Source organism: Streptomyces sp. sk2.1, from assembly GCF_008120935.1.
Taxonomy (GTDB): Bacteria; Actinomycetota; Actinomycetes; order Streptomycetales; family Streptomycetaceae; genus Streptomyces.
The window spans coordinates 1,600,565-1,613,602 of sequence record NZ_RDBO01000020.1 but is presented as its reverse complement, the minus strand read 5'-3'; the positions used below and the strand labels follow the sequence as shown (position 1 = coordinate 1,613,602).

Here is a 13,038-nt window from a genome sequence, read left to right as displayed (position 1 = left end):
GGGGTCAGTCGCGGCCGGGGGCCGGGGGCAGGGCGTGGCGGCGGATGACGTCGGCGTACCAGAGGGCGCTCGACTTGGGGATGCGGCGCTGGGTGGCGTAGTCGACGTAGACGGCGCCGAAGCGCTTGGAGTACCCGTACGCCCACTCGAAGTTGTCCATCAGCGACCAGAGGAAGTAGCCCCGGACGTCCGCGCCGTCGGCCACCGCCCGCCGCACGGCGTCGAGGTGGCCGTGCAGGTAGTCGATCCGCTCGGGGTCCTCCACCCGGCCCTCGGGCGAGACGTAGTCGTCGAAGGCCGCGCCGTTCTCGGTGACCATCAGCGGCAGGCCGGGGTGGTCGCGGGAGACGTCCATGAGCAGGTCGTACAGCCCGTCGGGGTCGATCGCCCAGTTCATCGCGGTGCGCTTGCGGCCCTCGGCGAGGTGGAAGGCGACGTGCTCGGAGCCGGGCCACGGGGAGTGGTCGCTGTTGCCGTGGCCGTCGTCGCGCGAGTCCCCGACGCCGTCCGCGGGCGCGGAGACCAGCGTCGGCGTGTAGTAGTTCACGCCCAGGACGTCGATCGGGGCGGAGATCGTGGCCAGGTCGCCGTCCCGGACCAGCTCCGACCAGTCCACCAGGTGCGCGGTGTCGGCGATCAGGTCCGCCGGGTACTCGCCGCGCAGCATCGGGCCGGTGAAGATCCGGTTGCCCACGGCGTCGATGCGGCGGGCGGCGTCCGCGTCGGCCTCGCCGGCGGTCAGCGGGCGGACCTGGTGGAGGTTGAGGGTGACCGAGGTCCGCGCGGCAGCGGGGAGTCGATTGCGCAGGACCTCGGTCGCCCGGCCGTGGGCGAGGTTGAGGTGGTGGGCGGCGCGCAGCGCGGCGGCGGGTTCGGTGCGGCCGGGGGCGTGCACGCCGGAGCCGTAGCCGAGGAAGGCCGAGCACCACGGCTCGTTGAGGGTGGTCCAGGTGCCGACGCGGTCGCCGAGGGCGCCGGCCACGATGTCGGCGTAGTCGGCGAAGCGCTCGGCGGTCACCCGCTGGGGCCAGCCGCCCGCGTCCTCCAGCTCCTGCGGCAGGTCCCAGTGGTAGAGGGTGGCGACGGGTTCGATCCCGGCTTCGAGGAGTTCGTCGACGAGCCCGCGGTAGAAGTCCAGGCCGCGTTCGACGGCGGGGCCGCGGCCGGTGGGCTGCACCCGGGACCAGGAGACGGAGAAGCGGTAGGCCCGCAGCCCGAGCCGCTTCATCAGCGCCACGTCGTCGCGGTAGCGGTGGTAGTGGTCGGCGGCGATGTCTCCGGTGTCGCCGTTGCGGACCTTGCCCGGTGTGCGGCTGAAGGTGTCCCAGACGGACGGGGTGCGGCCGTCCTCGGCCGCGGCGCCCTCGACCTGGTAGGCGGCGGTGGCCGCCCCCCAGACGAAACCGGACGGGAAGTCCGCCGCCTCGGGCGCCTCGGGCGTCCGCTTCGGGGCGATGTCGGGTCGTACAGCAGTCATGCGGGAGCGCTCCCATGAGTGAAGGGGGACGGGGACTTGGAGTGGAGCGGCGGCCGTACGGCACCCCGGTCGGCGCGGGGCGGGGTGCCGTACGGGCGCCCGGGCAAAGGTGGGTGACGCGTCGTCAGCCCTTGACCGCGCCGGACATGATTCCCCCGACGATCTGCTTGCCGAAGATCACGAACACCACGAGCAGCGGCAGGGTGCTGATCAGCGCGCCCGCCATCACGATGCTCTGGTCGGGGGTGTACGAGGCGCTCAGCCGGCCCAGGGCCACCTGGAGCGTGGGGTTCTGCTGGTTGAGGGCGAGGTAGGGCCAGAAGAAGTCGTTCCACGCCTGTACGAAGGTGAGCATCCCCAGCACCGTCATCGCCGGGCGGGCCACCGGCAGGACCACGCTGCGCACGATGCGGAAGTTGTTCGCGCCGTCGACCTTGGCGGCCTCGACGAGTTCGTAGGGCAGCGCCTCGCTCAGGTACTGGCGCATGAAGAACACCCCGAACGCGCTCACCAGCGTCGGGAAGATCACCGACTCCAGCTTTCCGCCCCAGCCGATGTCGGACATCATCATGAACAGCGGGACGACGCTGAGCTGCGGCGGGATCGTGAGCGTGGCGATGACGCCGGTCATCAGCGCGCCGCGGCCCCGGAAGCGCATCTTGGCGAAGGCGTAGCCGGCCAGGGTGCAGAAGAAGAGCGTCGCCACCGTGATGCAGCCGGCGACGACGGCGCTGTTGAGGATCGCCTTGCCGAGGTTCGCCTGGGTCCAGGCCGTTTCGAGGTTGTGCAGCAGTTGTCCGCCGGGCAGGAACGGCGGTGTGGTGGCGAGCACTTCGTCCTGGGTGCGGGACGCGGCCACCAGCGTCCAGTAGAGCGGCAGCAGCGAGCCGATGCCGACGACGGTCAGGGCGAGGTAGGCGAACGGGCCGCCCTTCAGCTGCTGTCCCGCGCCGGGCCTGAAGCGGCTCGGGCGCCCTGCCTCCCGTCGGCGGGCGGACGGCGCGCCGGGGTCCGGGGCCTTGGCGGTGCCGGCACTGGTGCTGGTACGGGTCATGGTCATGGAATCGCTCCCGGTCAGGCCGCGGATGTGCGTACGAAGCGGCCGACGAGCCAGTTGACCGCGGCGATGATCAGCAGCAGGGCGAGCATCGCCCAGGCCACCGCGGCGGCCGGGCCCAGATGGCCCAGGTTCCAGCCGTAGTTGTAGAGGTAGACGCTGAGCGTCTCGTACTGGTGCTCGTTGCCGCCGATCGCGCCGAGGGTGCCGCCCTCCAGCAGCAGGGGCTCGCCGAACAGTTGCATGGAGCCGATGGTCGAGACGACGATCGTGAAGAGGATCGTCGGCCGCAGCGCGGGAATCGTCACCTTGCGGAACTGCTGCCAGCGCGAGGCGCCGTCCAGCGAGGCGGCCTCGTACAGATCGGTCGGCACGGCCTGCATCGCGGCCAGGTAGATCAGGGTGTTGTAGCCCGTCCAGCGCCAGATCACGATGACGGAGATCGCGATCTTCGACGTCCAGTGGCCGTTGGCCCAGTTGGTGTCGCCGAGTCCGACGAAGTCCAGCGCCCAGTTCAGCAGGCCGCCGTCGGCCCGGAAGACCAGGGCGAAGACGAGGGCCGCGGAGGCCACCGAGGTGGCGTACGGGGTGAGGACGATCGTCCGCCAGAAGGTGCTGGCCCGCAGGCGGTAGTTGAGCAGATGGGCCAGGCCGAGCGCGACCAGCAGCTGCGGGACGGTCGACATGACCCCGATCAGGAAGGTGTTGCCGACGGCCGTCCAGAACTCGGAGTCGTGCAGGATCCTGTCGAAGTTCTCCCAGCCGACCCACTCCATTTGGTCCATCCCGGTCATCTCCACCCGGTGCAGGGCGATCCAGCCGGTGTAGAGCAGCGGGTAGAGCCCGAAGGCGCCGAAGACGAGGAAGAACGGGGCTATGTAGGCGTACGGCGACGCCTTGTCGTCGAACCTCCACAGCCGGCTCCGCCAGGTCTGCCCGCGGGATCGGGCCGGCGCGTGCGGGGAACCGCCGGGTGGCGGGGCGTATGCGTCCCGGGTGGGAGTCGAGGTGGCCACGGGCGGGAGTCCTTCCCTGGGGTACGTGCCGGCGCGGGGGAGCGTGCGGGGGTGGTGCGCGGGTGCGGGCCGGTGCGGGCGTCCCGGAGGAGGCGCCCGCACCGGCGGAGGTCAGCCGATCGCCTTGTCGATCGCCTCGGTCGCGGCCTTCCACGCCTTGTCGGGGTCGGTGCCCCGCTGCTCCATGTTGGTGATCTGGGTGGAGATGGTGTCCTTGATGACGGCGTCCTTCGGGCCGAGCACCGCTTCGGGGATGGACTTGGCCTCGTCGGCGTAGAGCTGCCCGATCGGCGCGTCGTTGAAGTACGGGAGCTTCGCGTTCTTCACGTCGGGCAGTTCGTAGGCGCCCTTGTTGGACGGGAAGACGCCGATCGCCTTGAACACGGCGGCCTGCTGCTCGGGGGCGGTCAGCCACTTCACGAGCTTGCCGGCCTCCTCGACGTTCTTGCCCGACTTGGGCACGGCGAGGAAGGAGCCGCCCCAGTTGGCGGCGGTGGCACCGGGGGCGGTGGTGATGTTCCACTTGCCCTTGTTGCCCTCACCGGCGTTGACCGAGATCTGTCCGGCCATCCACGCGGGGCAGACCACGGTGGCGACGGTGCCCTTGCGCAGTGCGGGAACCCAGGTGTTGGTGTCGAACTGGGCCAGCCCCTGGGAGAGCTTCTTGGCCGCGACCTCGGCCGCCAGGCTCCAGCCCTGCTGGACGCTGGTGCTCTCCTTGTAGATCGGCTTGCCGCTCCCGTCGTAGTACTGCTGGGCGTTCGAGCTCACGACGGCGTTGAACATCGCGCTGGCCGAGTCCATGAAGTACGTGCCCGCCGGGGCCTTCTTCTTGTACTCCTCGCCGAGTTCTATGTAATCCTCCCAGCCGCCCGCGACCCGCTTCGCGACCTCCTCGCGGTCGGTGGGCAGACCGGCCTTCTCGAACAGGTCGGTGTTGTAGCAGAGGGACATCGGGCCGATGTCGGTGCCCGCGCCGATCACCGCTCCGTCGGCGGTGGTGGCCTGCTTCGCCTTCCAGGGCACCCACTCGCCGACGTCGATCACCTTGCTCAGGTCGGCGAAGGAGTCCGCCTTGGTGTCGACGATCTCCTTGATCCGGCCGACCTCGATGCCCTGGATGTCGGAGAGGCCGCTGCCCGAGTTCAACTGCTGGAGCAGCTTGGGGTAGTAGACCTTCTCGTCGGCGGTGACGTCCTCCTTGATCGTGATGTTCGGGTGCAGCTCGTGGTACTTCTCGAAGAGCCCGGCCTCCTTGTAGCCGAACTGCCCGAAGTCGGCGATGGTCAGCGTGACGTTCCCGTTCGCGTCGGGGCCCGTGCTGCCCGACGCGTCCGAGCCTCCGCTGCAACCGGTCAGCAACAGGGCCGAGACCGTCAGGCCCGCGGTGGCCAGGACCGCGGTTCTGCGGCTTCTGCCTGCGACGGTGCGGGTGATGCGCATTCCACTGCTCCTTATTCCGGGGTGGGACATTCCGGGGCTCCGGAGTTCCGGAGCTCTGGGGTTCCGGGGTTCCGGGGTGCCCAGTTCGGCGACGGCCGCCTCCACCGCTTCACGGGTCTGGGCGCTGACCTTCGGCGAACCGTTGATGACCCGCGAGGCCGTGCCGCGCCCCACCCCCGCCCGCGCCGCGACCTCTTCGAGCGTGGGCCGCCGCACCATCGCCACGATCACCGGGCGCCTGGACGTCTACGGCGCGCAGCGCCGCCTCGACGGCTACCGCGCGGGTCTCCGTCGTTCCCGGCCCGGCCCGGGGCCCCGGGGCCAGGACTTGGTTTGGTCATCCCGCTGTGAGAAATTGACCGCGAACGGGAGGCAGCCATGGCGGCAGCGCGAGTACGGAGCGGTGGGCGGCCCACGCTCGAAGAGGTCGCGGCGCGGGCGGGGGTGGGGCGCGGCACGGCCTCGCGGGTCATCAACGGTTCGCCGAAGGTCAGCGCCCAGACCCGTGAAGCGGTGGAGGCGGCCGTCGCCGAACTGGGCTACGTGCCCAACCGGGCGGCCCGCGCACTGGCCGGCAACCGCACGGACGCCATCGCCCTGGTCGTGCCCGAGCCGGAGACCCGCTTCTTCGCCGAGCCGTACTTCTCCGACATCGTCCGCGGTGTCGGCGCGGCGCTCGCCGACACCGACATGCAGCTGCTGCTCACCCTCGTCGGCAGCGACCGCGAGCGCCGCCGGCTCGCCCAGTACCTGACCGCGCACCGCGTCGACGGCGTGCTGCTGGTCTCCGTCCACGCCGACGACCCGCTGCCGGACCTGCTGGAACAGCTCGGCATGCCGGCCGTGACGAGCGGTCGCAGGTCCGCCTCCGACCCGTTCGCCTCCGTCGACTCCGACAACTTCGGCGGCGCCCGCGCCGCGGTCGACCACCTCTTCTCCCGGGGCCGCCGCACCATCGCCACGATCACCGGGCGCCTGGACGTCTACGGCGCGCAGCGCCGCCTCGACGGCTACCGCGAGGCGATCGCCGGAACCGGCCTCGAACCGGACGAGCAGCTGATCGCCCCCGGCGACTTCACCGAGGAGGGCGGCGCCCGGGCCATGCGCGAGCTGCTGGCCCGCCGCCCCGACATCGACGCGGTCTTCGCAGCCTCCGACGTCACCGCCGCGGGCGCCCGCCAGGTCCTGCGCGAGGCCGGCCGGCGCATCCCCGACGACGTGGCCCTCATCGGCTTCGACGACTCGGCCGTGGCCCGCCACATGGACCCGCCCCTCACCAGCGTGCGCCAGCCCATCGAGGAGATGGGCCGCACGATGGCCCGCGTCCTGCTCCAGGAAATCGCCCGCGAGACCCAGGAGCGCCCGCAGATCGTGCTCCCCACGGAACTGGTCGTCCGCGACTCCTCGTGACGGCCGTCACACCGCCGCCCGGTGAGGGCGGCTCAGGCGCCGGGCGGCCCGGGAGCGGGCGGTCCGAACACGGGAAGGGCCCCGGTCAACGACCGGGGCCCTTCCCATCAGGGTGAGTAACGGGACTCGAACCCGCGACATCCTGGACCACAACCAGGTGCTCTACCATCTGAGCTATACCCACCATGCCCGGTCTTTTTCCGACCGGCCGAGAAAAAGTGTACAGGGTCCGAGAGGGTGCTCGCGCCCCAGTTGTTCAGCCGCCGGTCCGAACCCCCGAAAGGGCTATGACCAGCGGCTTCACGAGGACCTACGGCGCGGGCGGTGCGACATGGGCCGCGATGGTCCTGGCGCGCTCCGAGTCCGGGCCGGGCTGCGGCACGAAGACCGCCTCGCGGTAGTACCGCAGCTCCGTGATGGAGTCGCGGATGTCCGCGAGCGCCCGGTGGTTGCCGTTCTTGGCCGGGCTGTTGAAGTACGCCCTCGGGTACCAGCGGCGCGCCAGCTCCTTGATGGAGGAGACGTCGACGATCCGGTAGTGGAGGTAGCTCTCCAGGGCCGACATGTCCCGCGCCAGGAAACCGCGGTCGGTGGAGACCGAGTTTCCGCAGAGCGGGGCCTTGCCGGGTTCCTTCACGTGCTCGCGGACGTAGTTCAGCACCTGGGCCTCGGCGTCGGCCAGGGTGGTGCCACCGGCCAGCTCGTCGAGGAGGCCCGAGGCGGTGTGCATCTGCCGCACCACCTCGGGCATGGTCTCCAGGGCCGCGTCCGGCGGGCGGATCACGATGTCCACCCCTTCGCCGAGCACGTTCAGCTCCGAGTCGGTGACCAGTGCGGCCACCTCGATGAGTGCGTCTTCCGCCAGCGAGAGCCCGGTCATCTCGCAGTCGATCCACACCATGCGGTCGTTCATGACCCCACCCTACGGGGCGCTCCGCTGCCCCGGCAGGGTCGGGCGCCCGGCCGCGTACGCGTCGAGGCCCGGTTTCCCGTGCTCCGGCTGTCCCGCGCCCGCCGTCGGTGCGATGGCGGGGTGGGAACCCGGCGGGCCGGCCGGAGCCGTGGCGCGCCGGACCGGCGAGCTGCCCTGCGGGGGCACGATCGGCTCGGACGCGACGACGACGGGTTCCGCGCCACCGCCCTGCGGACGACGGGCCCGGTAGGCGGCCCGGTACGCGGCGGGGGAGGAGCCCAGCTGACGCCGGAAGTGTCCGCGCAGCGCGACCGGCGAGCGGAAGCCGCAGCGGCCTGCCACCTCGTCGACCGAGTACTCGGACGTCTCCAGCAGCCGCTGCGCCTGCAGCACCCGCTGGGTGATGAGCCACTGGAGCGGTGCGCTGCCGGTGAGCGAACGGAACCTCCGGTCGAAGGTCCGCCTGCTCATGTAGGCGCGCGCGGCCAGCGTCTCCACGTCGAACTGCTCGTGGAGGTGCTCCAGTGCCCAGGCCACGACCTCGGCGAGCGGGTCGGAGCCGATCTCCTCGGGTAAAGACCTGTCGAGGTAGCGCTCCTGACCGCCACTGCGCCGCGGCGGCACGACGAGCCGGCGGGCCAGTGCCCCGGCGGCCTCCGTGCCGTGGTCCGTGCGGACTATGTGCAGGCACAGGTCGATCCCGGCCGCCGTTCCGGCGGAGGTGAGCACGTCGCCGTCGTCGACGAAGAGCTCACGCGGGTCGACGTGCACCGACGGGTAGCGCTTGGCCAGCGTCGGTGCGTACATCCAGTGTGTGGTCGCCGGGCGGCCGTCCAGCAGGCCGGCGGCGGCGAGCACGAACGCGCCGGTGCACAGACCGACGATGCGGGCACCCTCCTCATGGGCACGGCGCAGTGCCTCCAGCGCCTCGGCGGGCGGCGGCGAGGTGATCGAGCGCCAGGCGGGCACCACGACGGTGCCGGCCCTGCTGATCGCCTCCAGCCCGTAGGGCGCGGTGAGTTCGAGTCCCCCGGTGGTCCGCAGCGGTCCCTCTTCCCCGCCGCAGACGAGGAGTCGGTAGCGCGGAACACCCGCGTCCTGGCGGTCGATTCCGAACACGGAGAGCGGGATGGAACTCTCGAAGATGGGGCCGCCGCTGAACAGCAGCACGGCGACGACTTCCCGTCGTCGACGGCCACTGAGCTTCCGTACAGCCTCCGTTGCGGCGGCGGAGTCCTGGCTCATGACGCTAAGCCCCCCTCGGTGTTCGCGTCTTCCTGGTCCTTACGGGCCTGTCGCTCCTGCACTTTTCCCCTCGGTCCTGCACGAGTCCCCAGTCTTCGGTACCCAAGATCGAATCTACTGCGTCCCGCGGTGCCGTCGTGACAAGTTCACCAACCGGCGTTATGTCGACAAGGCAACTTGGCGGGAAGCATTCGATCACGAAGCGTTTCATTCGTCGGCCGCGCAGGGAAGTGCGCCTCGCGCTCATGGCCCGTCCCCGTTGGGTGGAAGCGTACCGCGCGGTCTCTTCCTGCCTGGTGACAAGGGGGTTGATCGGCCAATTCGGCAAGGAATCGGAACGGGTGTGAAGTTGGCTGAAAATAGATGGTTGTGCATACGTGATTCAGTCATTGGACCGGCGCACAACTCGAATGAGCGGGCGCTTCTTTGCGCCCCCTCGGCAGGTCGGACGGTTGATCGTACGGAACGGCGCGGCGACGGCCGGACGCGGTCGGTTCCCGCCCGGCGGGCCGATGCCGTTTCCCGACCGGGCGGTCCGTCGCGGACGGGGCGGACGGGGCGCGACGCGGGCGGTGGGGCATGGGGGAACGCGCATTCGGCCGTCGATGGCCGGTGTCGATCCGGACGGTCCGCCGGCGCCCGGCCGACCCCCTTTCGGGGTGCGAGGGCCCCGCGTCGCCGCGAGGAGGGTGACGGATACGGCCCCGTCCGGTCACCGAGGGGAGCCGTCCGGGCCTCTCGTCGTCGGTGTACGGCACAACCGGCGTTGCGATCCGGGGCCGCCTCGGGCATGCTCCGTGAAACGTCGCGCGCGCTTTGCGCGGGTCTGGGCAGTGGAGGAGTGGAGCCGTACCCTTGGGGGTAAGGGGTTGGGAAGATGATTCCCGGACACCGCAACGCCGCCCGCTGACGCACCTTCCCCAAGTCGCTCTCCTCACGAGGACTCTCTTCGCCGAGACACCGATGGCCGGTCACGAAATCCCCGAACCCGCGGACCGCAAGCAGGTAGCCGACCCCATGTCGGACCCGCAGACGGTCGAAGAAACACGTCATTCCTGCGACCCCGCGTTCCGCCACGGGGTCGTGGTCGGCTTCGACGGCTCCACCTCCAGCGAGCGCGCCCTCGCGTACGCCATCGGGATGGCCAGGAGATCGGGCTCCGGACTGATCATCGTCCATGTCGCCAACCGGCTGCCGACCACGGTCTGGGCGGGCTGCGAACCGCCCGTCTTCGTGGACGTGCCCGACCACCGCACCGAGGTGCTCGGCCTGGAGCTGGCCTGCGCCGACTACCTCTCCGAGGTGCCCTGGGTGCTCGTCGAGCGGGGCGGCGACATCTGCCACGAACTGGAGGAGGTCGGCCGGGAGTACTCGGCCGACGCCATCGTCGTCGGCTCCACGCACGGGGTCGTCGGCCGCATCTTCGGCTCGGTCGCCGGCCGTCTCGCCCGCCGCGCGCAGCGCCCGGTCGTGGTCATCCCCTGAGCGTCCCGCGCCGCCGGGCCGTGGCTGTCCCCCGAGGGTCGGGTGCCGCTCGGCCGCGGCGGTTCCCCGACCGTTTTGCTACTGGACCGCGATCATTTCCCGATCGCTTCGTCACTTGGCCGCGGTCGTTCCCCGAGCGGTTCTCCGTTCGGACGTGATCGTTCCTCGACCGTTCCGTCGTCCGGTCGGGAGCGCCGTCCGGGCGCCCTCCGCCCGGACGCGAGCTTTCCTCGACCGCCCTCCGCCCGGTCGCGAGCGCTTCTTGAGCGCTTCGCCGCCCCGCCGGAGTCCTTCGCCGTCCTTCCCGCGGACCGGTGTGCCGCGCCCGATGCCGACGTGGCGTCAAATCGTCTGCGGAAACCGACAGTTCGTCGGGGTACGGAGGCGGATCGCGGCCCCGCGGCCGGCGGGCGAGGGGTGCCGGGGGGCGGGGTGCGGCGCGCCGCGGGGTGTCTGCCGGGGGCGGCGACACCGGTACGGGTGGTTCCGACCCCGTTGCCTTCGGCCATCTCTTTCCGCGAAGCACGGCCGGGAGACGCCTTTCCTCCGACGGCGTGCCCCGCGGCGCCCCGCGGCACCGTGGTGCGGCGGGGCACCGTGGTGCGGCGGGGCGCCCGATCCGGAACGGTCCGAAGCGGCCCGGAACGGTCCGGAACGGTCCGGGACAGGTCCGGGGCGGTCGGGTACGGAGCCGGGGCGGTGCGGGTTCTACTCGACGGTGACGGACTTCGCCAGGTTGCGCGGCTTGTCGATGTCACGGCCCATGGCCAGCGCCGTGTGGTACGCGAAGAGCTGGAGCGGGATGCCCATCAGGATCGGGTCCAGCTCGTTCTCGTTCTTCGGCACGACGATGGTGTGGTCGGCCTTCTCCTGCACCTGGTGGGCCACGGCGAGGATGCGGCCGCTGCGGGCCTTGATCTCCTCCATCGCGGCGCGGTTCTTCTCCAGCAGGTCGTCGTCCGGCACGATCGCGACCGTCGGCATCGCGGGCTCGATCAGCGCCAGCGGCCCGTGCTTCAGCTCGGACGCCGGGTACGCCTCGGCGTGGATGTACGAGACCTCCTTGAGCTTCAGCGAGGCCTCGCGGGCGACGGGGTAGCCGCGCACCCGGCCGATGAACATCATCGACTTGGCGTCCGCGTACTCGGCCGCCAGCCGCTTGATCTCGTCCTCGTTCGCGAGGATCTCGCTGATCTGGGCGGGGAGCCTGCGCAGCCCCTCGATGATCCGCTTGCCGTCGGCGACCGACAGGTCCCGGATCCGGCCCAGGTGCAGGGCGAGCAGCGCGAACGCGACGACCGTGTTGGTGAAGCACTTGGTGGAGACGACGCAGACCTCGGGGCCGGCGTGGACGTACGTACCGCCGTCGGCCTCCCGGGCGATGGCGGAACCGACCACGTTGACCACGCCGAGCACCCGCGCGCCCTTGCGCTTGAGCTCCTGGACGGCGGCCAGCACGTCGTACGTCTCACCGGACTGGGAGACCGCGACGTACAGCGTGTCCGGGTCGACGACCGGGTTGCGGTAGCGGAACTCGGAGGCGGGCTCGGCGTCCGCGGGGATGCGGGCCAGCTCCTCGATCAGCTGCGCGCCGATCTGGCCCGCGTGGTACGAGGTGCCGCAGCCCAGGATCTTGATCCGGCGGACCCCGCGCGCCTCGCGGGCGTCCAGGTTGAGGCCGCCCAGGTGCACGGTGGCGAAGCGGTCGTCGATCCGGCCGCGCAGCACCCGGTCGACGGCGTCGGCCTGCTCGGAGATCTCCTTGTGCATGTACGTGTCGTGGCCGCCCATGTCGTACGACTCGGCCTCCCACTCCACGGTGGTCGGCGTGGCCGTCGTGGACGAGCCCTCCGTGGTGTACGTACGGAAGTCGTCGGCCTTGAGGGTGGCCATCTCGCCGTCGTCCAGGGTGACGACCTGGCGGGTGTGGGCGACCAGCGCGGCGACGTCCGAGGCGACGAACATCTCCTTCTCGCCGATGCCGAGGACGACCGGGGAGCCGTTGCGGGCGACCACGATGCGGTCGTTGAAGTCGGCGTGCATGACGGCGATGCCGTACGTGCCCTCGACCGAGCGCAGCGCCTCGCGGACCTTCTCCTCCAGGGTGTCCGCCCCGGCGCGGGCGATCAGGTGGACCAGCACCTCGGTGTCGGTCTCGGAGAGGAAGACGACCCCGTCGGCGACGAGCCGCGCACGGAGCTCGGAGGCGTTGTCGATGATGCCGTTGTGGACGACGGCGACCTTGTTGTCGGCGTCCAGGTGCGGGTGCGCGTTCTCGTCGCTCGGGGCGCCGTGGGTGGCCCAGCGGGTGTGGGCGATGCCGGTGGTGCCGGTGAAGCGCTTGGGGACGCGGGCCTCCAGCTCGCGGACCCGGCCCTTCGCCTTGACCATCTTCAGGGCGGCGGGCTTCCCGGCCGACGCCTTGCCGGTGATGACGAGCCCCGCGGAGTCGTAACCCCGGTACTCCAGCCGCTGCAGCCCTTCCAGCAGCAGCGGGGCCACGTCACGCTTCCCGATGTATCCGACGATTCCGCACATGGATTCTCTGCCCCTCCATCGATGTACCTGTGGTGCTCGCCGCCCGGTCGGGTCGGCTCGTCCGGCCGTGGACGGTCCGGTCGTGGACCGTCCGGCCGCGGGTCCTTCAGCCGTAGACGATGCGGCGCAGCTGGCGGAGCGAGAGCTCCGGAGGCGCGACCGCGCGGTGCGGCAGCTCGGCCGCGATCCGTTCGAAGATCTCCGCGTTGACCAGGCCGCCGGACTGCAGTTCGCGGTGGCGGCGGCGGACGAAGTCGTCGGTCGTCTCGTCGAAGTACGCCAGCACGTCGAGGATCACCCGGGCGGCTTCGCCGCGCTGGAGCGCGGTGCTGCGGACCAGGTGGTCAATGAGGTCGTCATGCGACGGGCGGCGTTCGAGCACTCGTTGATATTGCGGCGGACGGGGCACTTCCGCAACAATTCTGCCCGATATCGGGCAGAATTGTTGCGGAAG

10 protein-coding genes and 1 tRNA gene are annotated in these 13,038 nt (G+C 71.0%); 2 read left to right on the top strand and 9 right to left on the bottom strand.

Annotated elements, in window-relative coordinates:
* Nucleotides 1–4: 4 nt before the first annotated feature.
* The 4 genes from EAO76_RS10675 to EAO76_RS10660 form a co-directional block, all read right to left on the bottom strand.
* Nucleotides 5–1,477 (bottom strand): GH1 family beta-glucosidase, encoded by a 1,473-nt coding sequence (locus EAO76_RS10675; protein WP_148835553.1) that lies wholly within the window; start codon nt 1,475–1,477, stop codon nt 5–7.
* Between the two features lie 124 nt (nt 1,478–1,601).
* Nucleotides 1,602–2,531: a carbohydrate ABC transporter permease gene (locus EAO76_RS10670; RefSeq protein ID WP_376037872.1), complete on the bottom strand. Its 930-nt coding sequence runs from the start codon at nt 2,529–2,531 to the stop codon at nt 1,602–1,604.
* Between the two features lie 20 nt (nt 2,532–2,551).
* Complete coding sequence (locus EAO76_RS10665) at nt 2,552–3,550, bottom strand: carbohydrate ABC transporter permease (protein ID WP_148835551.1); 999 nt, start codon at nt 3,548–3,550, stop codon at nt 2,552–2,554.
* Between the two features lie 111 nt (nt 3,551–3,661).
* Nucleotides 3,662–5,224: an extracellular solute-binding protein gene (locus EAO76_RS10660; RefSeq protein ID WP_148835550.1), complete on the bottom strand. Its 1,563-nt coding sequence runs from the start codon at nt 5,222–5,224 to the stop codon at nt 3,662–3,664.
* Between the two features lie 147 nt (nt 5,225–5,371).
* Here EAO76_RS10660 and EAO76_RS10655 point away from each other — a divergent pair, with 147 nt between their 5' ends.
* Nucleotides 5,372–6,403, top strand: coding sequence for a LacI family DNA-binding transcriptional regulator (locus EAO76_RS10655; RefSeq protein WP_148835549.1), 1,032 nt, complete (start codon nt 5,372–5,374; stop codon nt 6,401–6,403).
* Nucleotides 6,404–6,514: 111 nt separating this feature from the next.
* Here the strand turns inward: EAO76_RS10655 and EAO76_RS10650 are convergent.
* The 3 genes from EAO76_RS10650 to EAO76_RS10640 form a co-directional block, all read right to left on the bottom strand.
* Nucleotides 6,515–6,587, bottom strand: a tRNA-His gene (locus tag EAO76_RS10650).
* A 126-nt stretch (nt 6,588–6,713) separates the two neighbouring features.
* Nucleotides 6,714–7,316 carry an oligoribonuclease gene (orn, locus tag EAO76_RS10645; RefSeq protein ID WP_148835548.1) on the bottom strand — a complete coding sequence of 201 codons (603 nt, stop codon included), beginning with the start codon at nt 7,314–7,316 and terminating at the stop codon, nt 6,714–6,716.
* Nucleotides 7,317–7,325: 9 nt separating this feature from the next.
* Nucleotides 7,326–8,561, bottom strand: coding sequence for a helix-turn-helix domain-containing protein (locus tag EAO76_RS10640; RefSeq protein WP_148835547.1), 1,236 nt, complete (start codon nt 8,559–8,561; stop codon nt 7,326–7,328).
* Between the two features lie 963 nt (nt 8,562–9,524).
* Between EAO76_RS10640 and EAO76_RS10635 the strand changes: the two genes are divergently transcribed.
* Nucleotides 9,525–10,046 carry a universal stress protein gene (locus EAO76_RS10635; protein ID WP_148835546.1) on the top strand — a complete coding sequence of 174 codons (522 nt, stop codon included), beginning with the start codon at nt 9,525–9,527 and terminating at the stop codon, nt 10,044–10,046.
* A gap of 708 nt (nt 10,047–10,754) precedes the next feature.
* On the opposite strand, the gene glmS is transcribed toward EAO76_RS10635, so the two are convergent.
* Nucleotides 10,755–12,584, bottom strand: coding sequence for a glutamine--fructose-6-phosphate transaminase (isomerizing) (gene glmS, locus EAO76_RS10630; protein WP_148835545.1), 1,830 nt, complete (start codon nt 12,582–12,584; stop codon nt 10,755–10,757).
* A 106-nt stretch (nt 12,585–12,690) separates the two neighbouring features.
* Nucleotides 12,691–12,966: a hypothetical protein gene (locus EAO76_RS10625; RefSeq protein WP_072489218.1), complete on the bottom strand. Its 276-nt coding sequence runs from the start codon at nt 12,964–12,966 to the stop codon at nt 12,691–12,693.
* Nucleotides 12,967–13,038: the final 72 nt, after the last annotated feature.

Excerpts from the sequence above, each read along its gene's own strand:
- EAO76_RS10675 (WP_148835553.1), bottom strand. The coding sequence starts at position 1,477 with ATGACTGCTGTACGACCCGACATCGCCCCGAAGCGGACGCCCGAGGCG.
- EAO76_RS10670 (WP_376037872.1), bottom strand. The coding sequence starts at position 2,531 with ATGACCCGTACCAGCACCAGTGCCGGCACCGCCAAGGCCCCGGACCCC.
- EAO76_RS10655 (WP_148835549.1), top strand. The coding sequence starts at position 5,372 with ATGGCGGCAGCGCGAGTACGGAGCGGTGGGCGGCCCACGCTCGAAGAG.
- orn (WP_148835548.1), bottom strand. The coding sequence starts at position 7,316 with ATGAACGACCGCATGGTGTGGATCGACTGCGAGATGACCGGGCTCTCG.
- EAO76_RS10640 (WP_148835547.1), bottom strand. The coding sequence starts at position 8,561 with ATGAGCCAGGACTCCGCCGCCGCAACGGAGGCTGTACGGAAGCTCAGT.
- EAO76_RS10635 (WP_148835546.1), top strand. The coding sequence starts at position 9,525 with ATGGCCGGTCACGAAATCCCCGAACCCGCGGACCGCAAGCAGGTAGCC.
- glmS (WP_148835545.1), bottom strand. The coding sequence starts at position 12,584 with ATGTGCGGAATCGTCGGATACATCGGGAAGCGTGACGTGGCCCCGCTG.